The 26,624-nt window shown below is 43.7% G+C and carries 25 protein-coding genes; 15 read left to right on the top strand and 10 right to left on the bottom strand.

The window, feature by feature from the left end; genetic code table 11:
- Nucleotides 1-25: 25 nt before the first annotated feature.
- From GO620_RS14780 to GO620_RS14770, 3 genes are all read right to left on the bottom strand, one after another.
- Entirely contained in the window at nucleotides 26-208 is a 183-nt protein-coding gene (locus GO620_RS14780) for a hypothetical protein (protein ID WP_157524535.1), read from the bottom strand.
- A gap of 62 nt (nucleotides 209-270) precedes the next feature.
- The gene (locus GO620_RS14775) at nucleotides 271-1,998 is read right to left on the bottom strand and encodes a S41 family peptidase (protein ID WP_157524534.1); all 1,728 of its coding nucleotides are present in this window, start codon (nucleotides 1,996-1,998) and stop codon (nucleotides 271-273) included.
- Nucleotides 1,999-2,019: 21 nt separating this feature from the next.
- The gene (locus GO620_RS14770) at nucleotides 2,020-2,235 is read right to left on the bottom strand and encodes a hypothetical protein (RefSeq protein WP_157524533.1); all 216 of its coding nucleotides are present in this window, start codon (nucleotides 2,233-2,235) and stop codon (nucleotides 2,020-2,022) included.
- 117 nt (nucleotides 2,236-2,352) lie between these two features.
- On the opposite strand from GO620_RS14770, the gene GO620_RS14765 reads away from it, so the two are divergent.
- On the top strand, nucleotides 2,353-2,934 hold the full coding sequence (locus GO620_RS14765) for a porin family protein (protein ID WP_157524532.1): 582 nt from the start codon (nucleotides 2,353-2,355) through the stop codon (nucleotides 2,932-2,934).
- Between the two features lie 77 nt (nucleotides 2,935-3,011).
- Here GO620_RS14765 and GO620_RS14760 read toward each other — a convergent pair whose 3' ends face one another.
- Nucleotides 3,012-3,209, bottom strand: a complete 198-nt coding sequence (locus tag GO620_RS14760) for a hypothetical protein (protein ID WP_157524531.1) — start codon at nucleotides 3,207-3,209, stop codon at nucleotides 3,012-3,014.
- A 72-nt stretch (nucleotides 3,210-3,281) separates the two neighbouring features.
- Complete coding sequence (locus GO620_RS14755) at nucleotides 3,282-3,977, bottom strand: 3-keto-disaccharide hydrolase (protein WP_157524530.1); 696 nt, start codon at nucleotides 3,975-3,977, stop codon at nucleotides 3,282-3,284.
- Nucleotides 3,978-4,087: 110 nt separating this feature from the next.
- Here GO620_RS14755 and GO620_RS14750 point away from each other — a divergent pair, with 110 nt between their 5' ends.
- The gene (locus GO620_RS14750; protein ID WP_200230257.1) at nucleotides 4,088-4,987 is read left to right on the top strand and encodes a glycosyltransferase family 2 protein; all 900 of its coding nucleotides are present in this window, start codon (nucleotides 4,088-4,090) and stop codon (nucleotides 4,985-4,987) included.
- Here GO620_RS14750 and GO620_RS14745 read toward each other — a convergent pair.
- Both GO620_RS14745 and GO620_RS14740 read right to left on the bottom strand, forming a co-directional pair.
- Entirely contained in the window at nucleotides 4,974-6,062 is a 1,089-nt protein-coding gene (locus tag GO620_RS14745; RefSeq protein ID WP_157524528.1) for an acyltransferase family protein, read from the bottom strand. The genes GO620_RS14750 and GO620_RS14745 overlap by 14 nt on opposite strands.
- Before the next feature lie 93 nt (nucleotides 6,063-6,155).
- The gene (locus GO620_RS14740; protein ID WP_157524527.1) at nucleotides 6,156-6,824 is read right to left on the bottom strand and encodes a porin family protein; all 669 of its coding nucleotides are present in this window, start codon (nucleotides 6,822-6,824) and stop codon (nucleotides 6,156-6,158) included.
- 117 nt (nucleotides 6,825-6,941) lie between these two features.
- Between GO620_RS14740 and GO620_RS14735 the strand changes: the two genes are divergently transcribed.
- Nucleotides 6,942-8,660 (top strand): glycoside hydrolase family 3 protein, encoded by a 1,719-nt coding sequence (locus tag GO620_RS14735; protein ID WP_157524526.1) that lies wholly within the window; start codon nucleotides 6,942-6,944, stop codon nucleotides 8,658-8,660.
- Nucleotides 8,661-8,671: 11 nt separating this feature from the next.
- Here the strand turns inward: GO620_RS14735 and GO620_RS14730 are convergent, their stop codons facing one another.
- The 3 genes from GO620_RS14730 to GO620_RS14720 form a co-directional block, all read right to left on the bottom strand.
- Entirely contained in the window at nucleotides 8,672-10,342 is a 1,671-nt protein-coding gene (locus tag GO620_RS14730) for a glutamine--tRNA ligase/YqeY domain fusion protein (RefSeq protein ID WP_157524525.1), read from the bottom strand.
- A 150-nt stretch (nucleotides 10,343-10,492) separates the two neighbouring features.
- Entirely contained in the window at nucleotides 10,493-11,155 is a 663-nt protein-coding gene (pdeM, locus tag GO620_RS14725) for a ligase-associated DNA damage response endonuclease PdeM (RefSeq protein WP_157524524.1), read from the bottom strand.
- A gap of 106 nt (nucleotides 11,156-11,261) precedes the next feature.
- Nucleotides 11,262-12,815, bottom strand: coding sequence for a trypsin-like peptidase domain-containing protein (locus tag GO620_RS14720; RefSeq protein ID WP_157524523.1), 1,554 nt, complete (start codon nucleotides 12,813-12,815; stop codon nucleotides 11,262-11,264).
- A gap of 176 nt (nucleotides 12,816-12,991) precedes the next feature.
- On the opposite strand from GO620_RS14720, the gene dapF reads away from it, so the two are divergent.
- The 12 genes from dapF to GO620_RS14660 all read left to right on the top strand — a co-directional run bounded on the left by dapF (nucleotide 12,992) and on the right by GO620_RS14660 (nucleotide 26,391).
- Nucleotides 12,992-13,777, top strand: a complete 786-nt coding sequence (gene dapF / locus GO620_RS14715; RefSeq protein ID WP_157524522.1) for a diaminopimelate epimerase — start codon at nucleotides 12,992-12,994, stop codon at nucleotides 13,775-13,777.
- Nucleotides 13,778-13,921: 144 nt separating this feature from the next.
- Nucleotides 13,922-16,816 carry a DEAD/DEAH box helicase gene (locus GO620_RS14710; protein WP_157524521.1) on the top strand — a complete coding sequence of 965 codons (2,895 nt, stop codon included), beginning with the start codon at nucleotides 13,922-13,924 and terminating at the stop codon, nucleotides 16,814-16,816.
- Nucleotides 16,817-16,880: 64 nt separating this feature from the next.
- A complete protein-coding gene (locus tag GO620_RS14705) occupies nucleotides 16,881-17,726 on the top strand; it encodes a dienelactone hydrolase family protein (protein ID WP_157524520.1) in 846 nt (281 codons plus the stop codon).
- A gap of 77 nt (nucleotides 17,727-17,803) precedes the next feature.
- Nucleotides 17,804-18,763, top strand: coding sequence for a hypothetical protein (locus GO620_RS14700; protein ID WP_157524519.1), 960 nt, complete (start codon nucleotides 17,804-17,806; stop codon nucleotides 18,761-18,763).
- A 62-nt stretch (nucleotides 18,764-18,825) separates the two neighbouring features.
- Complete coding sequence (locus GO620_RS14695) at nucleotides 18,826-19,890, top strand: glycosyltransferase family 2 protein (protein WP_157524518.1); 1,065 nt, start codon at nucleotides 18,826-18,828, stop codon at nucleotides 19,888-19,890.
- 40 nt (nucleotides 19,891-19,930) lie between these two features.
- Nucleotides 19,931-21,166 (top strand): PP2C family protein-serine/threonine phosphatase, encoded by a 1,236-nt coding sequence (locus GO620_RS14690; protein ID WP_157524517.1) that lies wholly within the window; start codon nucleotides 19,931-19,933, stop codon nucleotides 21,164-21,166.
- Between the two features lie 33 nt (nucleotides 21,167-21,199).
- A complete protein-coding gene (locus GO620_RS14685) occupies nucleotides 21,200-21,808 on the top strand; it encodes a ribonuclease HII (protein WP_157524516.1) in 609 nt (202 codons plus the stop codon).
- Nucleotides 21,809-21,891: 83 nt separating this feature from the next.
- The gene (gcvT, locus tag GO620_RS14680) at nucleotides 21,892-22,971 is read left to right on the top strand and encodes a glycine cleavage system aminomethyltransferase GcvT (RefSeq protein WP_157524515.1); all 1,080 of its coding nucleotides are present in this window, start codon (nucleotides 21,892-21,894) and stop codon (nucleotides 22,969-22,971) included.
- Between the two features lie 66 nt (nucleotides 22,972-23,037).
- Nucleotides 23,038-23,751: a 2-phosphosulfolactate phosphatase gene (locus GO620_RS14675; RefSeq protein WP_200230249.1), complete on the top strand. Its 714-nt coding sequence runs from the start codon at nucleotides 23,038-23,040 to the stop codon at nucleotides 23,749-23,751.
- A 93-nt stretch (nucleotides 23,752-23,844) separates the two neighbouring features.
- Complete coding sequence (locus tag GO620_RS14670) at nucleotides 23,845-24,327, top strand: hypothetical protein (protein WP_157524514.1); 483 nt, start codon at nucleotides 23,845-23,847, stop codon at nucleotides 24,325-24,327.
- Nucleotides 24,328-24,339: 12 nt separating this feature from the next.
- Complete coding sequence (locus GO620_RS14665; RefSeq protein WP_157524513.1) at nucleotides 24,340-25,239, top strand: hypothetical protein; 900 nt, start codon at nucleotides 24,340-24,342, stop codon at nucleotides 25,237-25,239.
- A 3-nt stretch (nucleotides 25,240-25,242) separates the two neighbouring features.
- Nucleotides 25,243-26,391, top strand: coding sequence for a beta-ketoacyl-ACP synthase III (locus GO620_RS14660; protein ID WP_157524512.1), 1,149 nt, complete (start codon nucleotides 25,243-25,245; stop codon nucleotides 26,389-26,391).
- The last annotated feature ends 233 nt before the right edge of the window (nucleotides 26,392-26,624 follow it).

Below are 26,624 nucleotides of genomic sequence, written 5' to 3'. Positions count from 1 at the left end.
CCGCCGGTTAACCGGCGGGCCTTCATTATTTATTATCGTGATGTTTCTTAAGCTTCTTCTCTTCCTTCTTTTTTTCTTTCTCCCACTTTTTATGCTGCTTTTTTAATTCTTTATGCGTTTTATGGTGATGCGAGAACAATTGTGCATCGGCTTGCTGAAGACTAAAGGTGGCAACCATTGCCATGGCTATTACTTTTGCTGGTTTCATAACAGAGGTATTAAATGAGTATTAACAGCTTAACGCCTTAAACAAGAAATTTGTTTAACAGCTTATTGGTCAGCGATATCCTCGTTTTTCTTTGTACCCACTGATGCCAGTACAGGCTTGCCGATGACTTTATAGGCGCCCGCCCCGTTTAATACTGCAGCCACCTGCGCTTTATCCTGCATGGTTTTCACTGCCTGGGCAAGCTCTTTATCATATTTAAAGTTTACCTCGAAACGGCCTCGCTCATAGTAGTAGCGGTCGGCAATTTCATTTTCCAAAACCTGGGTTATCTCTTCGCGATGTATTTGCAAATCGTTTTTCTTGCTGTTGGTCAGTTTAGTTTTCAGCACATCGTATTCGGCTTGTATCTCACCAAATTCTTTTTCCTTGGTCGCTTCGGTTTTAAGTGTGGCCAGCAGTTTTTCGCTGTTAGTGTTGTATGAATAATCTTTACCGGCAAGATATTTCACAAAGTCGGCGTAGTCTGCGTCGGTTAGCTTAAAATTTGCAGCAGAAGGTATAGTGGCATGCGCTGCGCGGTACTTGTTTGCATAGTCAAATATCAGCAGCTTGCTTACCAGCGTTTGCGTGATCTGCGCAAAACGCTCCTGCTTAACCTGTATATCCGGATAAACTCCGCTGCCATCATAGACGGAGCGCCCGTTTTTGGTCTTGAACTCATGTAAAGATGAATCGGCCATACGCAACACACTGCCATCACTTTTGCGATGTGTGTAATCTAACGCCTGCACGCACCTGCCCGATGGAATAAAGTATTTGGCGATGGTAATCTTTACTAAACTATTATAAGGCAGGGTGAAAGTTTGCTGCACCAAGCCTTTTCCGTAACTACGCTGGCCAATGATCACCGCCCTATCCAAATCCTGCAATGAACCGGCAACGATTTCTGACGCTGATGCCGAACGATTATTTACCAGCACTACCAGCGGCAGATTAGGTTCTAAGGGAGCAATGGGGGTGCGGTAGGTAAAGTTCTTTTCTGTCACCTTGCCTTTTTGCGAAACCACCTGCACATCTTTAGCAACAAATAAGTTTACAATTTTTACCGCCTCCTGCAATATTCCTCCACCATTTGAACGCAGGTCGAGGATAAATCCCTGCGGATTATTTTTCTTTAAGCTGGTCAACGCGTTGGTTACTTCGTCGGCAGAGTTTTCTAAAAACTTGTCGAGTTTGATATAGCCCATATTTCCATCAACCATTCCGTAATAGCTTACGTTGGGCTGCTTTATCTCGTCGCGGAGGATGCTTTTTTCTACGGGCGCTTCATCGCCGCGCTTGAACAACAATTTTACGACCGCTCCCTTACTGCCTTTAAGCAGCTGGCTTACCTGGTCGTTTGTTTTGCCTGCAAGGTCAACGTCATTTATCTTCAGGATCTGGTCGCCGGGACGTACATCGGCCTTTTGGGCAGGGAATCCGGCAAAAACGCCTGACACGTAAATCTTTTTATCGCGGGTAAAAATACTGGCGCCGATACCGCCGTACTGACTGCTTACGTACTTAAGTTTATAATCTTCAATTTCAGACTCGGGTACGAACTCTGTATACGGGTCAAGGCCGTCAAGCATGGCATCAACACCGGTCTTAACCAACTTGGCCGAGTTGATATCATCAACATAATTGACATTGACCTCTTTATAAACCGAGGCAAAAACGTCGAGGTTCTTGGATATCTGGAAAAGATCTTCATTAAAACTCCAAATAGTTACAGCCAGGCCTAAAACGACTGCCGTGATACCCGCTCTGCGGTAAAAAGATCTTTTCATTATAACGCCTATGTATTGGCCTTACAGCCTATTGTTGTCGATATTAACCAACGCTTTTTTAAGCGTAAATATTACATAATCGCGGTCGCGGTCAACCAGTTTCTCCAGCCTGCTTATCAGTTCTTCTTCCCGCCCTGCGGAATATTGCAACTCATCATCCCGTAGATGGTTATATTTGCGCTGCAGTTTTATTTTAACCCTTTTCCAGTCATTATCGCTAATGGTTATTGCCGACATAGTTGTATGATTGTGAATAACAAAAATATGAAAATTTAATTCCCGCCGTTTTTATAGTACGGGTTTATTAAACCATGGCAAATAAATTACATCTCACAAACAACTAACACACCTCTTATGAAAAAGATAATCTTAAGCTTAGCACTCCTTACAGCGTTTAGTATTACCACAAAGGCGCAACTTATATTAGGCGTCAAAGCGGGCGCGAATTTCTCGCACATTAATACCGATCAATTTAATCAATCTACATTGACCGGCTATCAGGCAGGTATATTTGTGCGTGGCGGGCGAGGGTTTTTTGTACAGCCGGAACTTTATTTGAGTGGCACAGGCAGTAATTTTACCGTGCAGAATGCAGGAAAAACAGAAAACGCTAAAGTGCGCTTTACAAATATCAACGTGCCGTTACTGTTTGGCCAATCGTTTGGTAGCAGCTCGTTAAATTTCAGGATAATGGCTGGGCCTATCTATACCGGGATATTGAACATCGATCAAAACTTTTCTGACAACGCAAAGGCAACATACCAGGATATTGGCACTTACAAAACCGGCACTTTGGGTTTCCAGGCCGGCGCAGGCGTAGATGTTGGCTCTATAACATTTGATGCGCGCTACGAAGGCGGGCTAACGAAAGTAAACAGCGCTTACGGGCAAAGGCAAAACCTTTTTGCATTAAGCGTTGGGTATAAATTCTTGTAACGCGAATTAAAAAAATATTAACAACAAGAAAGGGTGCCCTGATTAGGACACCCTTTCTTATAATCGTTAAATACGTTTTAGAAATTCTGTTCTACATCGTCAAAGCTGCTTTTAGCGCGGGTGCTTAACCAAATATAGGTAAAGCCTAAACCAAACACAGCGCCAACAGGCAACCAAATGAAACCCTTGTCTATAATAGCGCCAACAAATACGCCGCAGATCATTGCTACCAGGTAGCAAATAGTGTTATAGTTTTTTTTGTCTTCTGTTGTCATGATGTTAAATGTAGGCGCAAAAGTAATGCTTAATTAAATGTCCCGCAATTAAATTGTTTACTGTTCTTACAATTACAGCGTTCTGATCTTAATGTTTTTAAAGCTCACTTTATGGTTGTGGTCCTGCAGCGCTATGTGGCCTTTAGGACACTTTGCAAAATTTGCCCAACTTTTGAATTTGCTGTTAAACAAAAGGGTGTTCCAATCAGCGCTGCCTATCTGCACGTCGATCACCTGCACATCATTGAGCCAAAATTTTAAATGACCATCTTTTTTCCATATCACTGCTTTGTTCCAGTCGCCCGCTGGTTTAACAGTATTTTGAGATGGCGCGCGCATATCATATAAGGATCCGGCAAGGTGTGTGGCCAGTTTATTGTCTTCGGCACCTTTGTCATCTAATATTTGCATCTCGATGCCGGAAAGATAGGTTTGCTTCAAAGTTGAATCTTCATGCACACCAAAGATAATACCGCTGTTACCTTCCGGTGATATGTTCCAATCTAAAGAAAGTTCGAAATTTTCATATTCTTTATCGGTCACAAGGTCGCCTTGGCCGGGCGCTGCAGGATCAAGGCTTAGCTCACCGTTTTTTACAGACCACGCCGCACTTGCAGTGGGTTTTAAATAGTTATGCCAGCCTGTTGTTGATGTTCCATTAAACAGCAGTTGCCATCCTTGCTCTCTTTCTTTGATTGTTAACTTATTTTGTGCAGATACGCTCACTGCAAGCAACAGTGCGCCAAGCGATAAGAATAATGGTCTCATAATAGGAAGTGGTTTCTTTTGAAGCCAAGTTAAAGGGTATCTGCCAATATCGCAACAGATGTTTTAACTTAGTCGCAATGCAATTGAACACGTCTAAAATATCAGTAGCAATGAGCACCTATAATGGTGCACGATTTCTGCGCGAGCAGATCGACTCTGTTTTAGGCCAAACGTATCGTTATATCGAGTTAGTGATCACCGACGACGGTTCGACGGACGGCACAATCGATATCATTAATGACTATGTAAAAGGAGATACTCGGGTTAAACTATATCAAAACCCGCAGAACCTGGGCTTTGTGCGCAACTTTGAAAAAGCAATCTATTTGTGCACAGGCGATTACATTGCGCTCTGTGACCAGGACGATATTTGGGAGCCGGATAAGCTGCAGCAGCTGGTAAATAACATTGGCGACAACATATTGATCTATCACGACTCTCAATTATTCAATGAGGAAGGATTGATGGTAAAGGTATCCGATGTTTTCAATATGTATGAGGGCGATAGTCCGCTTGCGCTTCTTTTTTACAACTGCCTATCTGGGCATGCCTTTATGTTTGATAAAAAACTGGCTACTTATCTTAAACAAAACGGCCCTTTCGACCCTGCATTTTACCACGACTGGTGGATAGCTTTTGTTGCGGCTAGTTACGGCAGCATAAAATATCTCGATAAAGTGTTGGTACAATACCGCCAGCACATGAATTCAAAAACAGATCTGATCAGGATAAGGGGCGAGATGGATAACTCGGGCCACCCGCGTTATTTTCACAAAAGCTTACCCTGGTTAAAAAAATGCTACACCGTTAAAGGAAAGTATCAGCAATTTATAGGCAAACTGATATATCTATTAGAGCACAAAACATGGCTCAATTCTTTTATCCTCTTATATCATTTGCTGAGCAAGGTTTCAACAACTAACTACATCGACCAGAAATCTGCCATTAGCAAATTAAACTTCCTGCGTAAGGCAAGTTTTTACAAAGTCCCGCAGGTCAATTCCCGGTAAGCCATTTCATGCGGGTTTTGTTAAGTAACGTTACAATGCCCCAGGCGAGAGCGTACACCATTATAAATCTAGCCAACAAATAAGCCAATACGAGGGGGAAAGACAGCGATTGTGCAGAGTGTTTAAGCGTTGGAAATACAAGGGGCACTATTGAATAAACCAGTATAAACTGCAGTAAGTAAATCCCATACGTAGTTTCGCGTGGCTTCAAGCGTTTTGTAAATGGGAACTCCCGGATGCTAAACAGCATAAAGAAGAAAGACATCGAGTACAAGATATTGCTTAAACGAAGGGTGTTGTAAGGATCGGCGCTGTTTGTATTTCTCAATATCAATGATTCGCCAACGCCGAGAACAAGAGTAATAAGTGTTAAAGCTATCCATACGCCAAGAGGAACCTTTTTCATCCATGCCTCCAGAGCATTTAAATGCTTATTAAATTGTGCACCCAGCCATAAAAAGAAAACGAACCCGAATATGGCGGTAGAGTGCAGTGGATCTATTACTTCGTAATAAATGTTTATTGCGTAAAGACAGGTAAAAAGCAAGAATATAGCACCCAGCCATCTTTGGTATAGCCACTTTTTAAAAATGAGCAGCAGGGTGATACAAATCAGAAAATTAGGAATAAACCAAAAGCTGCTATGCAGGTAAACCAATTTTAGCTGATCGATAATGGTGCTGCCAAAAGTGCTATCAAACTGACCATGGTTGAATCGCATAGCGATAAAAATGTCATCACCCAATAAAAATAAAAAGAATACGCCGCTCCAGATAAGCCAGGGAAGAAAAGTACTGTTCAGTCGCCGCTTAAGATATTGAACAGGCGTGTAATCGGTAAACTTTTCGCCGATAAGGAAACCTGCCAACAAAAAGAAACATACAGTACCAAATTTGCCAATCTGTGTTATGGTGGATAAAACGACAACCTCTGTAAAACTTTTTGGATGATAAATGTTAGATGGCAATGTAGTTGCGTGCTCCATTACTATGCTGATCATCGCTATACAGCGTATGGCGTCAACAAAAGCATAACTTCTTTTGGGCGTTGGCGTTTCGTTTACCAGATTTTTCATCAGCCTGCAATATTAACCTTTTAGAGGCAAAGCAAAAAAGCCACCCGCTTTTAAACGGATGGCTCACACTCACCACACTTTAATCACCAACACTTAAAATTTTATACCTAAACCTACCTGGAATACCGAGTTACGGTACGGCGGAACAGCTGTATTACCGTTCTCATTATTGCGGGTAAGGTCAATGTTATACCTTCCACGCAATTCTACGTTACGGCTTAAGTCAAAGCTAACACCTGCCACACCTGTGATCAGCGCCTTGTTATAACCATCGGTCGAATTGTTATAATTCAACCTGGTTGTCTGGTCTATCCCATTGTCAAATGTGTTACGGGTAGAAACCAAAAAGGATGCTTGCGGGCCTAACAAAAGGTTGAAGCCCGGCACTACGTGAAACTTAAGCAATAACGGCACATCAATGTAATCTGTACGCTGGCTATATTCGCCGCCCGGGGTAAGGGTAGTATAACCTTTTTGCGAATACAAACCTTCAATAGTGATTGACAGCGGATAGCTTACAGGTAAGTCGAAACCTAAACCGGCGTTTACGCCCAATTTGGTACGGGTGTTAAAATTATAACCGCTAGACTGGATAATGTTTGAAATATTCATACCGCCGATGAGTGTGAACGTTGGCCTGAAATTATTATCGTAAGTCTTAGTAGGCACTTTGCGCGCGCGATAATGCGGGCGGTAATACTGTGCACTTGCCGCCTGAACGATGAGCAGCAATGCAAAAGCAGAAAAGAAGAGTTTTTTCATATCGTGTTATTTAAAAATCTATTTTTAGAGCGCGCCGCCTTCAAAAGGTTTATTTAGGGTTAATTTTTTTAATCATTACCCAAACATTTTATGAGCGCGATATTTATAATAACCACTATGAGAACTACAAAAACGCTGTTTTTACAATTTATAATTTTTTTAATTTTTGGTGTGGCAGGCGGCGCATCGGCACAGGAAAACAGCTACATCAATTCACTTTCGGCCCAGAACCACTGGGTGGATTCCGTATTTAAGAAGCTAAATAAAAAGCAACGCGTTGCCCAGCTTTTATTTGTAAGGGCGAATACAAAATTGGGTCAGGCCTACTCAGACTCAGTAGGAAAAGTCATTAAAGACCAGCAATTGGGTGGCGCAGTTTTCTTCCAGGGCGGGCCGTTAAAGCAAGCTGTGCAGGAAAATATTTATCAGCAGTTGGTTAAGGTGCCTCTGTTAATAGCTATGGACGGCGAATGGGGTTTAGGCATGCGCCTAGATTCAACCATTTCTTACCCCTACCAAATGACACTGGGCGCTATACAAGACAACACGCTCATCTATAAAATGGGGCAGCAAGTGGCGCAGCAATTTAAACGCCTAGGTGTTCAAATGAACTTTGCGCCGGATATGGACGTCAACAACAATCCCGACAACCCGGTCATCAACTACCGTTCTTTCGGCGATGATAAGTATAAAGTAGCCGAAAAAGGTATCGCTTATATGCAAGGTATGCAAAGCGGCGGCTTGCTCACAACAGCTAAACACTTCCCCGGCCATGGCGATACCAATGTAGACTCACATCAAGACCTGCCACAGCTGCCCTTTTCCCGCACACGCTTAGATACGCTTGAGGAGTATCCTTTTAAACAAGCTATCAAAGCAGGGCTAAGCGGTGTTATGATAGCCCATATGAATATTCCAGCTTTAGATACAACCGCCCGGCTGCCATCTACACTGTCAAGGCCTATCGTCACCGGGATTCTGAAAGATTCGCTAGGTTTCAAAGGTTTGGCCGTTTCTGATGCAATGGAGATGAAAGGCGTAACCAAATACTTCCCGGAAGGAGAGGCTGATGTACGCGCATTTATTGCCGGCAACGATATTTTGGAGTTATCGGAAAATTCTGAACGGGCGATCAAGCTGATCAAAAAGGCTGTCCGCAAAAAGCAGATTCCTTATGAAGAATTTGAAGCAAGGGTAAAAAAGGTCCTGGCAGCTAAATATTGGGCCGGACTTACAAAGTATACACCCGTAGACACCACAAACCTCCACAATGATCTGAACCCGGCAGACGCGAAAGCGTTGGTACAGCAACTGGCAGATAACGCGATAACACTTTTAAAAGGTTCTGAAGTAATCCGGTCGCTTGATAAAAACAAAAAGACGGCGATAGTGAGTATCGGCTCGGATATGGTTACGCCTTACCAAATGCAGGTGGGACAATATTTTACCAATAACTCCATGATGTACGTAGGTAAAGATATTACCATGAATTACATGGATACTTTGTTGCACACCCTGCGCACTTATGACCAGGTAATTATCGGCATTCATGACAGCCATAGTCGCCCCGGCAGCAAGCTTGATTTTAGCCCGAATGTGAAGCAGCTGGTCGCGCAGGTAGCTACTCAGCCTAATACGGTAGTTAGCTTGTTTGCTAATGCTTATACAATTACCAGCCTGCCGGGCGTAGAAAAAGCCGCGGCATTAATAGTTGGATACCAAAAGGAAGCCTTCATGCAAAATGCCGCCGCAAAGGTGATCACCAAGCAATTAAGGCCAACAGGCAGGTTACCCGTTGCCGTTGGCACGTTGTATAAGAATGGCGCTGGTATGTAACAGCTTTCCTTTTAACTCTTGCCTTTTTGATTCACACTCCAGCCGTCTTTCAAAGTAACTGTGCGGTTAAACACGGGCCTATCTGGCGTGGAAGTAGTGTCTAAAGTGAAATAACCTTTACGGATAAATTGATACCCCTTACCCCGAACAGCGTTTAACAGATCTGGTTCTACGAAGGCGTTTATTATTTGCAAACTATCCGGATTAAGGTATTCTTTAAAGTCGCCTTCTTCGTTCGATGGGTCTTCTACCTTAAATAAGCGGTCGTACAGTCTTACTTCCGCGGTCTTTGCATGAGGAACGCTTACCCAGTGGATAGTACCTTTAACGTTTATACCGCTAGTATCGCTGCCTGAGCGCGACTCAGGTATGTATGTACAATGTATCTCTGTAATTTTTCCATCGGGGTCTTTAACAAAATTCTCACATTTAACAATGTAGGCATTCTTTAACCTCACCATAAGGCCCACGCCAAGACGGAAAAACTTTTTAGGCGGCTCTTCCATAAAGTCTTCGCGCTCTATGTAAAGCTCGCGGCTGAAAGGAATATCTCGCCCGCCATCACCACCTTCAACTTCAGGGTTGTTTTCACCGTGCATGGTTTCTTCCTGCCCTTCACGATAATTGGTAATGACCAGTTTAACCGGGTCGAGCACCGCCATACGGCGCCATGCAGTTTTGTTCAAATCCTCGCGAATGCAAAATTCCAGCAGGCTCAGTTCAATAATATTTTCGCGTTTTGCTACACCTATACGCTCGCAAAAATCGCGGATAGATGCCGGTGTATAACCACGGCGGCGCAACCCGCTAATGGTTGGCATACGCGGATCGTCCCAGCTCTCAACATGGCCTTCCTTTACCAACTGCAGCAACTTGCGCTTGCTCATGACAGTGTAGTTAAGATTTAGGCGCGCAAACTCGTACTGGTGCGAAGGAAAAATATCCAGCTTTTCTATAAACCAGTTATACAGGTCGCGGTGCGGAACAAACTCCAGCGTACAAATAGAATGCGTGATCTGCTCTATGGAGTCCGACTGGCCATGCGCGAAATCATACATCGGGTAGATACACCATTTATCACCTGTACGGTGATGGTGAGCATGTTTAATACGGTACATGATCGGGTCGCGAAGCAGCATATTTGGTGATGCCAGATCAACTTTTGCACGCAATACTTTTGCGCCATCCGGGTATGTGCCGGCTTTCATAGCTTCAAACAATTGCACATTTTCTTCAATACTGCGGTCGCGATATTGGTTGGGTTTGCCGGCTTCAGTCGGCGTACCTTTCTGTTGGGCTATTTCTTCGGGGGTGCTATCATCAACATAGGCCAAGCCTGCACGGATAAGTGCTAAAGCAAATTCATACAACTGATCGAAGTAGTCTGACGCGTAAAGTTCTTTATCCCACTTAAATCCCAGCCAGGCAATATCGTTCTTGATGCTTTCTACATACTCGGTGTCTTCCGTCACAGGGTTGGTATCATCAAAACGCAGATTGGTTTTGCCATTGTAACGCTGCGCAAGGCCAAAGTTTAAGCAAATAGATTTTGAGTGGCCGATGTGCAGATAACCGTTAGGCTCGGGTGGAAAACGTGTTAATACACGCCCGTCATTTTTTCCCTCGCGAATATCTTCCTCAACAATTTCTTCAATAAAATTCAACGATCTCTCTTCGCTCATAGCCTGTAGAATAAGCGGCAAATTTAGTAAAATTTAAAGGAGGGAGCGTCTGAACTCGAATTTATAGAATCGGTGAATTATGAGATGTAAAGGCAAACCGATTGCAACTATTCTTTAAATTCCGGGAATCTCATAAATTCGAATTAACACCTATACCGCTATCACCCGGTCATTAAGCACCCCATACACTTTATCTGCCTGCTGATGACGAATGGCAACTTTACCGGTAAATTTTCCGAAAGATGGCAGGATGGCTTGCCGCGCACCGAAAGTAAAACAAGGCAGCGTTACCGCTTGCCGGCCTCTTCCCTGTAGTCTTACTCCCGGATGAATATGCCCGCAAAGCACGTAGCCTTGGGCATTTGCCAGTTTATTTTCCTTAAGCGGATGATGCAGCATTAAAAACGGGCCGTACGACAACTCCTCAGGTGTTTCAATACCTAACAAATGGTAATGTTTGTCATTGATAATATCATGGTTGCCCTTTACCAATACAATGTGCAGTTTTGGAAATTGCGCGCGCCACAGCGCAAACCAATCCCAATCGGTATTTATCTCACTATGGAACAGATCGCCCAGAAATATGAGCTTAGACGGATTATATTGGCGGATCAGATCTGAGAGCACCGCCAGGTCTTCCTGCGCCATGTTTTGCGGAATGGCTATGCCGGCTTTTCTAAAATGCCCCGACTTACCCAAATGAACATCTGCAGCTATCAAAGCATTTTCCTGCTTCCAGTAAATAGCCTTCTCGGGCAATAATAAAAGGTCTTGATTTAATAGATTAAGCTCAGCCTCAGCACAGATCTTCATGGGGCAACAAAGATAGTGAATGCTATTTATATTAGCCAAACATCCCAGATACAAAAAAGCCCCTCACCATTGCGGTAAGGGGCTTCAGAAAATTTATTAATAACTATTACTGGGCTTGGAAACTATTGGTAAAGGTGGTACCGTCTGGGTAAATACCTGATATGGTTACCATGCCGTTACGCAGGTTAGTGATCGCCTTATCAATATCGGCAACGGTGTTAATTGGCTGCCTGTTGATGTTAAGAATGATAGTACCCACCGGCATTTCGGTATCGCTGAACAAGCCGCCCTCGCGAACCTGGGTAACGGTTACACCGCTGGTTACATGGTATTTTGCCTTCTGCGCCGCACTCAATGGCTGGAAGCTTGCACCTAATTTATTGTACAGTTCTTCGGCTGATTTTGAACGTGCGGTTGCAACCTTAGCTGCACCGGCGTCGGCTTTAAGGGTTACCGCGATATTGCGGGAACTACCATCGCGAACAATGGTCAGGTTTACCTTATCGCCCGGTTGCAAACGGCCTACGCGCTCTTGCAGATCAGATGATTCGTAAATTGTTGTACCATCTACCTTAGTGATCACATCACCTTTTTTAATACCGGCCTGTTGTGCGCCACCACCGTCAACTACATCGTTCACATACAAACCTGTTGTGTTTTTTACACCCAATTGAGATGCATTATCTTCGTTTAGTTCGGCAAAGTTTACGCCTATGTAACCGCGCTTAACACTGCCATACTTTTCAATATCATCCAGCACTTTTTTTGCCAGGTTAATTGGAATAGCAAAACCATAGCCTTCATAAGAACCAGTGTGTGATGCGATCGCTGAGTTAATGCCTATCAATTCACCTTTAGTATTTACTAAAGCGCCGCCGCTGTTGCCCGGATTGATGGCGGCATCTGTTTGAATGAACGACTCGATGGCGCGATTAATTTTTGGTGTTGCCGGCTGGTTGCGTGTCGGGCCAAAAGGATTATAGTTTTGATCATCATCGTCATTACGCTCGCTACCGATAATACCAATGTTACGGCCTTTAGCGCTAACGATACCTGCTGTTACGGTTGATGTAAGGTTAAAAGGGTTACCAACTGCCAACACCCATTCGCCAACGCGTACGTCGTCAGAATTACCCAGCTTTACAATAGGTAAGTTGGTCGCGCTGATCTTAATCAGCGCTAAATCTGTATTAGGGTCTGTACCTATAACTTTTGCCTGGAAAGTGCGGTGGTCATTGGTAGCAACGGTAATCTTGTCTGCTTTTTCAACCACGTGATTATTGGTTACAATGTATCCGTCGGGCGAGATGATCACGCCTGAACCCGATGCCATTTGCGGCGTACGCTGTTGCGGACGTATACGCTGACCAAACATTTGGCCAAATAGATCTTCCATCTGGCTTTCGCGGCCGCTAGATTGTGCAGAATAAGTTGTACGTATGTAAACTACAGCTGGCGTTACAGCTGCTGCAGCTTGCGTAAAATCAACCTCGCCTGCAGACGAAGCGATGGTATTCATTTTATTACTTGCGAAATATACTTTTTGGCGGTCTTCAAAGCTCATGCTATCCGCATCCTTTTTCTCAAATACCTTGTAGGTACCCAAGGCCATTGCGCCGCCCACAAAGGCTGTTAACAACGTTAGTCCTATCTTTCTCATTTTATCGTTTTTACTTTTAATTATTATAGAATAAAGCCTTCAAAATTAATACCATATAGACGATATCAACAATAAGATGTTATTCGCATTTTTGTTAAAAATTGTTAAAAATGTTTTGATGGTCAAACAAGACAAGATTTAACTGCTTGCAGAAACCATCTTTGCCCTTCCGAAACATGACGCTTAATTTCTATAAATACCAGGGTGCCGGCAACGATTTTATAATGGTTGATAACCGCGAAAATGTGGTAGATCATCATCGTCCCGCCTTTATTGCAGGCCTTTGCGACCGTAGGTTTGGCATTGGGGGCGATGGCATAATGTTCTTAGAAAATAAAGCCGGGTATGATTTTAAAATGGTTTACTACAACGCAGATGGTAAGCCTAGCAGTATGTGCGGTAACGGCGGCAGGTGCATTGTAGCGTTTGCGAAATATCTTGGAGTTATCGATTTCGAAACAAACTTTTTGGCAGTAGACGGGCCGCATTATGCCAAAATTTCAGAAAGCGGTGATTGGGTAAGCCTGCAAATGATCGACGTAGAGACTGTCACCAAAGACGGCGAGGCTTATGTTTTAAATACTGGCTCGCCGCATTACGTTTTGCAAACCGTGGGGTTAAAAGATAAAAATGTGTATGACGATGGATATGCCATCCGTAATAATGATATGTACGCTAAAGAAGGTATTAATGTAAACTTTGTTGAACCACAGGGCGATGGTTATTTTGTACGCACCTTTGAACGCGGGGTTGAAGACGAAACCTACGCATGTGGTACAGGGGTAACCGCGGTAGCTTTAGCAATGGCAAAGCACAATAACATACGCGGCAGTATTAGCACCCCTATTAAAGTTTTAGGAGGGAACCTCAATATCCGCTTTGACTACAACGGCAACCACTTCACCAACATTTTCCTGGAAGGCCCGGCTAAAAGAGTTTTTGAAGGCGAAATAAACGTTTAGCTATCTCTTGATACAAATTCCACTCTTGTTAACATCGTCTCCTGTTAACAAAAAAATAACGTTCTCCTCTTCTTGTTGCTGTAAATTCTGTTTACGTTTGGGTTTTTTCTTCTGCGTAATTTCTAATAATTTTTCAATTTACTAATGTTACGCGTCGACAGTACCAAACCTTGCAAGCTTATTTATTCAATTGCCAGGCATGATTACTTGTCGTACGTTATTGAACCTCACATTGTTCAGCTAAATCCAAACGGCGAATTCTCTTTAACGCATCAACGCCTTTTTACCAATACCGCAGAGGAGTTTAAACACTGCTTAGACGAGGCCGATATGAAACTAATCGGCATGCTGGAAGACATCGAGCAGGGTAATATCATCAAACGTTACTACAAGAAACCAATTCGACCGTACGAGTTTTTTGCCAAAATTTTTACAGAACAGATGTTCGACGTCATTCGGCCAAAGATCGAAAAACGACTGGGCGAGGTTTTAGAGAAACTTCGCGATAAGGAAGTATTCCTGATGAGCAAGGAAGGGTACCCGGCTGGCAAGCAATTGGGTATAGCAAGCCAGCCCGCAAGTGTGCTTTTCCACTTTAAACGTAACGAAACGGAGATCCGTTATTACCCAACCATAAAATATAACGGCATGAAGGTGGAATTCATGTTCCGCAATGCCGAAATCATCTCCAATAATCCCTGTTGGTTAATGCTCGACGATATTTTATATTACTTCGATAAGGGCGTAGATGGTAAAAAGCTGCAACCGTTTTTAAACAAGCGCTACATTGCCATTCCCCGATCGTCGGAACGTTCATATATGGAACGCTTTGTTGCACCATTGATCGAGAAGCACCATGTACATGCCGAAGGCTTCACCATCAATACGGAAAAATATGATGCAAAGCCGGTTGTAAAACCAATAATGGTAGATGGCGGCACCTCGCAACTGCAGTTATATTTTAAATACGCGGGTTATGTTTTTCCTTTCGGTGATGGACGGACAGTTTCTGTGCGTATAGATCACCACGGCGACGATTACACATTTCACCGTATTCGGCGTTCCGTAACATGGGAAAAAACCAAACTTGATTTCCTTATTAGCCTGCGGTTAAAGCCAACATCTTCCCTTTTCCAGAACCTCGAGGTTGATGAGCAAGCAACTGATATCGATTCAGGATTTTCCATGCTCGAGTGGTTAAACACCAATCACGATACGCTTGTCGCGGCCGGTTTTGAAATCGAGCAGCCGGAGGGCAGTAAACGATACCTGTTCGGCAGCAATAAGATAGACGTTCAGGTAAGCGAACGTAATGATTGGTTTGATATTTACGCGGTGGTTCATTTCGGGCCTTACCAGGTGCCCTTCATTGAGCTGAAGAACCATATTCTAAATCATAAAAAAGAGTTCATGCTGCCATCCGGGGAAATAGCCGTTATCCCCGATAGCTGGTTTTCGCAGTATGCCAACCTGCTTCATTTTAGCGAAGGCGGCTCAGATTTAAAACTTAAACGCCATCACATTGGCTTGGTAAACGAACTGGCCGAAGGTGACCTGGCCAGCGTTACCATGAACCGCAAATTGCAAAAGTTAAGCGATTTTGAGGAACTTGATGATGTTGACATACCCGCAAACTTTAACGGGATGCTGCGTTCATACCAACAGGCTGGTTACAATTGGTTTCATTTTTTAAAGAAATATCATTTTGGCGGTTGTTTGGCAGATGATATGGGGTTGGGTAAAACCATACAAACGCTTGCACTTCTGCAAAAAATAAAAGAGGATAACGCGATATCCGGCACAAGCAGCACCTCATTGCTGATCATGCCCACATCGCTAATTTACAACTGGATAAACGAAGCAAGAAAATTTACGCCCCAATTGCGGATAATGGTCCACACCGGTATGTTGCGCTATAAGTCGGCAGAAACATTTGCTAACTATGATGTGGTAGTTACAACTTATGGTATAAGCCGTATAGATATCAAACTGCTTTCATCATTCTTTTTTAACTACATTATACTTGACGAAAGCCAGAACATAAAAAATCCGTCATCAAAATCTTACCAGGCAGTAAAGCAGTTAAAGTCGCAATATAAGCTAATATTAAGCGGCACGCCGGTCGAAAACTCGGTGAATGATCTGTGGACGCAAATGTCTTTCATTAACCCGGGCTTGTTAGGTAGCCAGCAATATTTTTTAAATGAGTTTGTAACCCCGATAGAAAAGAAGAAAGACGAAGAGAAGGCGCGTCGCTTGCAAACTATGATAAAGCCTTTCGTGCTGCGGCGTACCAAAGAGCAGGTTGCCACAGAGTTGCCGCCAAAAACCGAGAACGTGTTTTACTGCGAAATGAGCGCCGAACAGTCAGAGGTTTACGACAAGATCAAATCTGAATATCGAAACGAATTGCTGCAAGGCTTGGATGACGGCACCTATGTGCAAAAACAAATACAGGTATTGCAGGGCTTAACCAAATTAAGGCAGGTAGCCAATCATCCCGCTATGATTGATGAGAGCTACGAGGGCGATTCGGGTAAATTTGAAAACGTGATTCATACCCTGCAAAGCGTTTTAGACGGCGGACACAAGGTGCTCATCTTCTCTCAGTTTGTTAAACAACTGGCTATTTACCGAACACATTTGGAGCAAAAGGGCATACGATATACCTATCTGGACGGCGCAACGCAAAACCGCGGTGATGTAGTAGAGCAATTTCAGGACGATGAGTCTACGCGCGTATTTCTCATATCGCTAAAAGCAGGCGGGGTGGGGCTTAATCTTACCAGTGCAGACTATGTGTTTATACTTGACCCGTGGTGGAACCCTGCAGCAGAGCAGCAAGCCATTGACCGTACACACCGCATAGGTCAAACCAAGAATATCTTTATCTATAAATTTATCACCAAAGACAGTGTAGAAGAAAAGATCCTGGCGCTGCAGCATCGCAAACTCAGCGTAGCACGCTCACTTATCACAACCGAAGAAAGCTTTATTAAGACGCTAACGGCTGAGGATATCCGTGAGATATTGAAGTAAGATGTTTTTGCAAGCTGTAAAAGCTATCTTTACAAATAACTCATTCATATCCACTCACATCTCCATGAAAAAACTAATCCTTCTCGTTGCTTTTATGGCAACAACAATTACCTCTTTTTCGCAAAGCAAAATGGCATGTTGCGAAAAGCCGACTGCGACAAAACGCTTCGCCATGCTGGCCTCGAATAAAAATTTTAGGATGGCACACGCCAACCCATTGAGAATAAAGTTTCAGAGCAGTATTGGTAAGTCATTCATGTACAAAACGTCTGACGGCAGAATGGCTAATGCTTACGAGCTTAAAGCCAAAAAGCCAACCAACAACTATTTATTAGTTATCCATGAATGGTGGGGACTGAACGATTTTGTAAAGAAGGAATCAGAAAAAATCTACAATGACCTGGGCAATGTTAATGTGATAGACCTTGACTTATACGACGGCAAAGTAACCGACAACAGGGACGAGGCGGGCAAGCTAATGCAAGGCGTTAAGGAAGACCGTGCAAAGGTGATCATTGAAGGCGCCATCGCTTACTGCGGACCCAATGCAAAAATTGCCATACTTGGCTGGTGTTTTGGAGGCGGCTGGAGTTTACAAACGGCTATGCTTGCAGGTGGCAAAGCAACTGCATGCGTAATGTATTATGGCATGCCGGAACAGGATATCAATAAATTGAAAACCCTGCATACGGACGTCTTAGGAAATTTTGCCGCTAAAGATCAGTGGATCAATCCTAAAGTTGTTGCACAGTTCGAGGCTAATATGAAAGCGGCGGGTAAAAAGGTAACGGCTTTTGAGTACGACGCCGACCATGGCTTTAGTAACCCAAGTAACCCTATCTATAATAGCTCTGCTACGCAATTGGCTTACGGGCGTACCATTGCCTATTTAAAAACCCGCGTGAAGTAGCATAAACGCACTTAACATTTAGGGAGCGTGCCGTGGCACGCTCTTTTTGTTTAATATTGTCACTTTAAACAGGACTGTTGACAACCCCGGCCAAAAAATTATTTTCATTTGCTGTCAAAGCCATCATTGTAGTTGTAGCCTTTGGATTTATTTATCATAAGGTAAGCAACAATGCCGATCTAGCGCAATTCAGGCACTTGATTCTGCCTGTCAAAAAAAGCTCCGTAGTGATTACCCTCACGGCTGTTATCGTTCTGATGCTGGCTAATTGGCTCTTAGAAGCCTTAAAGTGGAAATATCTTACCCGTGTGTTGGCACCAATATCAATCTATACCGCGGTGGAGTCTGTGTTCTGTGGTTTAACACTCGCCATCTTCACACCAAACCGCTTAGGAGAATATGGCGGGCGCGTAATGTTTTTACCCCCGCGTAAACGCGTGCATGGCGTATTTTCCATGGCTGTAGGATCATTCGCGCAAATGGTAATTACAAATGTCCTTGGCACTATCGCTATATTATGGTTTGGCTACCGGTTTTTGCATCCGCCAATCTGGTTGTATCTTGCCGCAATAATTGTTGGGGCAGTAATTGTTACTCTTTTTTTGGTCTTTTATTTTAATGTAGGCTGGCTGGTAACCATGCTTAATAACATCCCTTTCCTAAAAAAATACCATCGCTTTTTCGGTATCATGAACAGGTACCATTCGCATGAATTAGGCAATATCATGCTTTACAGCCTTGCGCGCTTTGCCGTATTTACTTTCCAATATTACTTGGTGCTGCATTTGCTGATACCTCAACTCGCTACATTCCCGATGCTGATGATGGTATTGATCTTATTTTTTATCCAGTCGATTTTACCGTCTCTGGATTTGCTCGATGTTGGCGTGCGTGGGTTAACCGCCGGTTTCTTTTTCCATTTTGTCACAGGGCAGTCCATTGCTGTGATCGCTGCGGTATCTTCGATTTGGTTTATTAATTTAATTGTACCGGCAATTATAGGTTCTGTGTTTGTATTTAAATTAAAACTCTTTTGATTGATCTGTACCTCTTATTAACGTGGGTTTTGGCCCTAGGCTATTTCAGCATCCTGTTATATATGACAAGGGGATGGTTGCGTTTGAAGCGCCCAAAATATTCAGGCAAGCCATTTAAGACAAGGGTTACTGTTTTAATTGCTGCCCGGAATGAAGAATCTGGGATAGCTGCCACCATCGAAGATCTGCTTGCTCAGGATTATCCAAAAGATCTTACAGAAATTATTATTGTGGATGACCACTCGACAGATAAGACCGCTGAGATAATTCGCGCTTATGCAGATCAGGGCATCAAGCTGTTAAGTATGACCGATACGCAAGTACTTAATTCATATAAGAAGAAAGCAATTACAGAGGCCATTGCGCTTTCTAACGGTGAGTTAATGGTTGCAACAGATGCAGACTGCCGCATGGGTACGTACTGGCTCTCAAAAATTGTTGCTTACTACGAAACCTATGATCCTGTAATGATTTCCTCGCCGGTTACCTTTTTTAAAGAGAAATCTTTTTTTGAACGGTTACAAACGCTGGAGTTTTCTTTTCTTATCGGCATCGGCGCTTCGTTTATCGGAAACAAGCGAGCTTCTACCTGTAACGGCGCAAACCTGGCTTACCGTAAAGATGTGTTTTACGAAGTTGGCGGGTTTAAAGGTATAGATGATCTGGCATCAGGTGATGATGAATTGCTGCTCCAAAAAGTTGCAGCAATTTATCCTGGCAAAATAGGCTTCTTAAAAGATCCGGAGGCGATAATTTATACTTACGCCAAGCACAACTTACGATCGTTTTTGCAGCAGCGCCAAAGATGGGCTTCTAAATCTACCCGGTACAACGACAAATCCATTGTAGCGTTAGGGGTTGGTATCTGGGCTTTAAACGTTTTATTACTACTGGGTGCGGTTGGCTGTTTTTTCTTTGAAGATTTTTTGACACCCTATCTGGCTATTTTGGGCCTCAAATTAGCTTTCGAAATATTATTTATAAGCCCGGTTCTGCATTTTTTTAAACGCCATTCGTTCTTGCCCATGCAACTTATCCTTTCGCCGGTCCACATCATCTATCTGGTATATGTAGGTTTGGCCGGTAATGCGCGCCCTTATGATTGGAAAGGCCGCACGGTTAGATAACCTAAATTTATTTACTATTTTTATGTTTCCCCTAAGGTAAATGACGCGTAACAAAATACCCGGTCAGGACGAGTTAATTGAACTGCTGCTCAAACGTCAGTCGGAATTAAATGCCCTGCTCGAAATAACGCGCGCTATTAATAAAAACACATCTACGCCGTTGCTGGTGCAGATGCTGGAGGTGATCCTTAAAAATTATCTAAATGTAGGCCGTTTTAGGTTCCTCACAGAAAAGAATGGCACATTTGGCTACACCTCTAAATACGGCGGTAAACCCGAACCAATAGCCCTGCTTGAACTGTTCTGCACCAAACTATCCAAAACACGCACCCCAACGGTAATTACAGAACGGCACGATCCGGTTTTAAAAAAGTATAGGTATTTCATCCCATTCTATCACAAAAGTAAAGTAGTCGCCTGCGCCCTTATCGGCGAGTTTGATACATCAGGCGAGATGCTCGACAACGACCTGAACTTTATTCAGGCATTGATAAACGTGATAGTGGTTGCACTTGAGAATAAGAAGCTTTTGAAAGAACGCCTGCAGTCGGCGCGGTACCAGCGCGAGATGGAACTTGCCGCAGAGGTACAGAACATGTTGGTTCCTATCAGGTCGCACAAAGACGAAACAGTACAGATTGGCGCCACCTATTTGCCTCACAATGAGATCGGGGGTGATTATTTTGACTTTATTCGCCTGAATAAAGATGAGTTTCTTTGGTGCATTGCAGATGTGTCGGGCAAAGGTATCTCGGCGGCCTTGCTCATGGCAAATTTTCAGGCCGGGCTACGTGCGTGGGCTACGGTTGACAATGATGTGAGCCGCGTTGTACAAAAGCTTAATAAGATCGTAGTTGACAACACCCGTGGCGAACGCTTTATTACGCTCTTTGTGGCACGCTATAATCAGCGTACAAGGCAGCTTAACTACGTGAACGCCGGCCACAACCCGCCTGTGCTATTCAGCAACGGCAAGGCCGAAATGCTTAAAGACGGTACAACCATGTTGGGCATTTTTGAAGATTTGCCTTTTGTAAATGAAGGTGTTTTAAAGGTTGAGCCCGATTCGCTTATCTTTAATTATACCGATGGCCTGATGGATTATGAGTTAAAGAACAATCAGTATTGGAAAGATGAGCATCTGCTTAACTTTGTTTCTGCTAATGGCCATCTACAACCCGACGATTTTAATAAAGTGCTGATGGTACACCTGCAGCAGGTTATCCGCGGTAAGGCTATAGATGATATCACTTTACTTACGTTGAGAATTTTCTAATAACTTTTACTTACTAAAACGGATATTTGTAAAATGCTATCGGCGCGTTATCAGAAGGAATTGTTGGAGGCGGGTTGTGACGAAGCGGGCCGCGGATGCTTAGCCGGGCCGGTATTTGCCGCAGCCGTTATTTTGCCGCATAACTTCAGGCACAAATTGCTTAACGATTCTAAGCAGATTCCCGAGGATATTCGCTATAAACTTCGCAAAGAGATAGAAAAGAAAGCGCTGGCTCATGCGGTCGCTTTCGTCGACAATAATGAGATCGACGAGATCAATATTTTAAACGCGTCTTTCCTGGCGATGCACCGTGCGGTGGAAAAATTACACCTGGAGCCAGAGTTTCTCATTATAGATGGCAATCGCTTCAATAAATACAAAGAGATGCCGCACAAGTGCATCATTAAGGGCGACTCGCTATACTTCAGCATCGCGGCTGCGTCTATACTTGCTAAAACATATCGCGACGATTATATGAAACAGATTGCCGCGGAACATCCCGAATACGACTGGCACAGTAATAAAGGTTACCCAACCATCAAACACCGGAACGTGGTTTTAGAAAGAGGCTTTACCCCTTACCACCGTCGCACGTTCAGAGTTACTGATCCGCAGATGGAGCTTTTCGAAGAGGTAGCGTAGGTTGATCAAACCTGTAACCGGGCTTCGCATCTGTTTCGAATTACACGTTGATAAACATTACATTTGCTCAACAAATTCGCAACATGAAAAACACCGCTTTAACAGATACCCACATTGGTTTAAACGCAAAGATGGTTCCGTTTGCAGGTTATAATATGCCTGTACAATATGAAGGCATAAATGCTGAGCATGACACGGTCCGCAAAAGTGTAGGTGTATTTGACGTGAGCCACATGGGCGAATTTATTTTGAAAGGCGACAACGCGTTGGATCTTATCCAGCGCGTAACCAGCAACGATGCCTCTAAACTTGTCGACGGCAAGGTGCAATACTCTTGCCTGCCCAACGAAGACGGCGGTATCGTAGACGATTTGCTGGTGTACCGCATAGATGATAGGACCTATATGCTGGTGGTAAATGCCTCGAACATTGAAAAGGATTGGAACTGGATAAGCAAATATAACGTGCAAGGGGTGGAGATGAAAGACATTTCAGACCGCACATCACTCCTAGCCGTACAGGGCCCTAAAGCTGCAGAAGCTTTACAATCGCTTACAGAAATTGACCTGGGGCTGATGGAATATTACAGTTTTCAAAGAGGCAAATTTGCAGGTGTCGACAATGTAATCGTTTCTGCAACAGGGTATACCGGTGCCGGCGGTTTTGAGATCTATTGCGATAATGAGAATGCAGGGCATATTTGGAACGAAATATTTAAGGCTGGCGCACCATTCGGTATAAAACCTATTGGTTTAGGCGCAAGGGATACACTGCGTTTAGAAATGGGCTTTTGCTTATATGGGAATGACATAAATGATACCACCTCGCCGCTTGAGGCCGGCTTAGGATGGATCACAAAATTCACCAAACCTTTTACTAATTCAGAAGCGCTGCAAGCGCAAAAAACCGAAGGTGTTAAACGCAAACTGGTGGGCTTTAAAATGATTGATCGCGGCATTCCTCGCCAGCATTATGAGATCGTTTCCGCTGATGGTAAAACTATTGGCGAAGTTACATCGGGTACGCAATCGCCATCATTACAATCTGCGATAGGCATGGGTTATGTAGAAACCGCTTTGGCCAAAGAAGGAACTGAGATTTTCATCAAGATCCGCGACAACCAGGTAAAGGCAGAGATAATAAAATTGCCATTCATTAAATAATTCCTCACTCCTATAAGGGAAAGGTTAATTGTGCTAAATAAATTAAGTTCTTCTCATTCCCCTTCGGTGTTAGCACTACACGTCTGCCTAAGTCCGGCCCTTATTCCGCTTTATAAGGTCGAAGAATACATCGTTGTCGTCATAGACATATTCAGGGCGACCTCTTCAATTTGTTACGGGATCGAAAACGGGGCAGAGGCTATCATACCTGTTGCCGAAGTTGCAGAATGTGCGGCTTACCGTGAAAAGGGCGCCGAGTTTCTGTTAGCTGCAGAACGCGACGGCAGCGTGGTTGAATGGTTTGATTTTGGCAATTCGCCATTTTCGTATACTACGGAAAAGGTGGCCGGCAAAACCGTAGTGCTTACCACTACAAACGGGACCCACGCGCTGCATTTGTCGCGGTCAGCCAAGAAGGTAGTTATCGGCTCCTTTCTTAACCTTACCTCGCTTTGCGATTGGTTAGGCAAACAACACGACAACATTTTACTGGTATGCGCTGGCTGGAAGAACAACTTTAACCTGGAAGACACCGTGTTTGCCGGAGCGGTGGTGAACCGGTTGAGGCTTTTAAACAAATACGTTTTGGATGATGCTGCCACGGCCGCGCTTGATATATATAATATGGCCCGTAATGACCTTGCGGGCTACCTTGGCAAAACGGCGCATAGCGAACGCCTTAAGAAACTGGGTATAGAAAAAGATATCGCGTTTTGTTTAAACGTTGACTTGACCACATCTATTCCTGTTTTAATTGGCGATAGGTTGGTGAAGCTGTAGGCTTACCCTTTAGCCGGCTTGCTAAACCTAACCCCATCGTCGAAATCAATCCTTGTACGCTTTTATTATAATCCTTATGTTTGGGAGTAACCTATGAATAAGGCCAATCTTATTATAACGCTCTTACTCACTATTGTTGTGGCCGCCAATGCGCGTTCCTGGCAGCAAAAGTTCGAGCGTTCTGCTTTTTACAAGGCCATGGCTTCGGGCAAGGTTGACGACGTTGATGAACAGCTTACTCTTGCGGGAAACACGCCAGGACACGAAGCTTATGAGGGCGTGTTGTTAATGCGCAAAGCAGGTTTAGTTGGCAGACCGAAAGACAAGCTTAAATATTTTAAGGCTGGCCGCCTTAAATTTCAAACAGCCTTTGCCGCCGACAGCAACAACACAGAATACCGTTTTCTGCGCCTGGCCATTCAGGAGAAAGCGCCTAAAATTGTAAAGTATCACAGCAATATTAACGACGATAAACAGTTTATTATAGCGCACTATAAAACGTTACCCCCCGTTGTGCAGCAAGCCGTTACCGAGTACAGCAAAACATCAAAAGTGCTGCACCCGGCCGACCTATAAAGTGCACCCATAATGAGCAAAAAAGTACTGGCAATATATTACACCCAATCGGGGCAAATGGCGGACATCATCAGCTCATTTACCGCGCCGTTGGTTGAGGCCGGCCATGATGTCGAGGTGGTGCAAATTTCAACTGTAGTAAATTTTGATTTCCCCTGGACAGGCAAACGTTTTTTTAGTGTAATGCCTGATAGTGTAAACGGGGTAGCTTACCAGCTGCAGCCATACGCGCTAAAAGAAGCCAAATATGATCTGGTGATCATTGGTTACCAACCTTGGTTTTTGTCGCCAAGCATACCGTCAAGCTCGTTATTGCAAGACCCTAAATTTAAAGCTGTCATTAAGGATACGCCCGTTGTTACCATAAGCGCGGGGCGCAACATGTGGCTAAACGCTTTCGATAAGTTAAAAAAACTGATAGACGCGGCCGGTGCCAAGCACGTTGGCAACGTGGCTTTGGTTGATAAGCACAGTAACCCGGTAAGCTTCGTAACCATATTCTACTGGATGCTAAGCGGCAAGAAAGAGCGCTATCTAAACATATTCCCTAAACCGGGTGTTAGCGACCAGGACATTGATAACACTAAACTATTTGGGTGGACTGTTGTCAAAGCTTTAGAAAGCGGCAGCTGGGCCGACTTGCAACTGCAGTTAGTTGCCCAAAAAGCGGCTGTTATCAAATATCCGTTAATGGTGATCGAGGGAAAGGCTAAATATATTTTTGCGGCGTGGGCTAAGATCATTGCAAAACGCAAAAATCAGCTGCCCTGGACCACAGCTTTTAAATACTATTTATTCGTTGCCCTGTTTTTAGGCGCGCCGATATTACTAACATTAGATACAATTTTGTTAAGACCCTTTACAGGCAACAAGATCAGGGCCCGTAAAAAACATTATTTACTACTGAACTAATTTATGTCTTCTAATTCTGTTTACATAACCGCTACTTCTGCATTTTTTCCGAACGAACCTGTCGCCAATGATGATATGGAAGCCTATTTGGGTTACATAGACGGCAAACCATCAAAATCAAAGAAAATTGTGCTGCGTAATAATGGGATTAAAAACCGCTATTACGCGTTGGAAAAAGGTGGCAAGTCTACGCATACCAATGCGCAAATGACTGCCTTAGCAGTGCGCGAACTATATAAAGATAAGCCTGAAACAATAAAAGACCTCGAGCTGCTGTCGTGCGGCACATCTTCACCAGACCAGATGATGCCAAGCCATGGTGTAATGACGCATGGCTGGTTGCCCGAGGCAGAAGCTATTGAAGTAGTTTCACCCTCGGGTGTATGCTGCGCCGGTATGCATGCGCTAAAATATGCTTTCCTTGCGATTAAAAGCGGCGAGGTTAAGCACGCGGTTGCAACAGGGTCAGAGCGGTTCTCCGGACTACTGGTGTCGGACGTTTTTGAAGAGGAAGCACAAAAGCTAAAAGAACTTACAGATAACCCTTACATCGCATTTCAAAAGGATTTTCTTCGGTGGATGTTATCAGACGGTGCATCTGCTTTTAAAATGAGCGACGAGCCTAATAAAGAAGGCATCAGTTTAAAGCTGGAGTGGATTGAAGGCGTGTCGTATGCAAACACCATGGAAACCTGTATGTACATGGGTGCCGAGAAAGAAGCGGACGGCACGTTGAAAGGGTTTATGGATTTTACACCCGAAGAGGTGATGAACCGTTCTATCTTTAGTGTGAAACAGGATATTGGCTTGCTAAGCGATAACATAGTTCCGCTGGGCGGACAAAAGATAAAAGAGATTTTTGAGCGCCGCGGCCTAACCGTTAATGATATCGACTACTTTTTGCCGCACATCAGCAGCGACTTCTTTAAAAGTAAGATATACGACCTGATAGAGATCTACGGTGGCGGCATTCCCTATGACAAATGGTTCATCAACCTATACACCGTAGGCAATGTAGGCGCCGCATCTGTTTACCTGATGATCAACGAGTTATTCAATAGCGGCAAATTGAAAGTTGGCGAAAAAATATTGTTATTGGTTCCTGAAAGTTCGCGGTTCTCATACATGTATGCCATGCTTACGGTTGTATAATTATGCTGTTAGCAAGAATCTTATATATAATTTTTTTTGCCGGATTAGACTTTGCTATTTATCGGTTTCTATACGATTCAAAGAACATAAACAAAAAAACGCTTCAAGTCTGCATAGTTGCTTATATAGCCATAAGTGTTATTCATACGGGTCTAATTCAAATGCAATACATGTTAACTCCAAATGAATACTTCACATCAAGTGTTCCGTTGTTGTTTTTTTTATTCTGTACT

Origin of the sequence: Mucilaginibacter ginkgonis (assembly GCF_009754905.2) — a bacterium.
GTDB classification, from domain to species: Bacteria; Bacteroidota; Bacteroidia; order Sphingobacteriales; family Sphingobacteriaceae; genus Mucilaginibacter; species Mucilaginibacter ginkgonis.
Note: the sequence above shows the minus strand (reverse complement) of the source record. Positions and strands in the feature narration are given on the sequence as shown.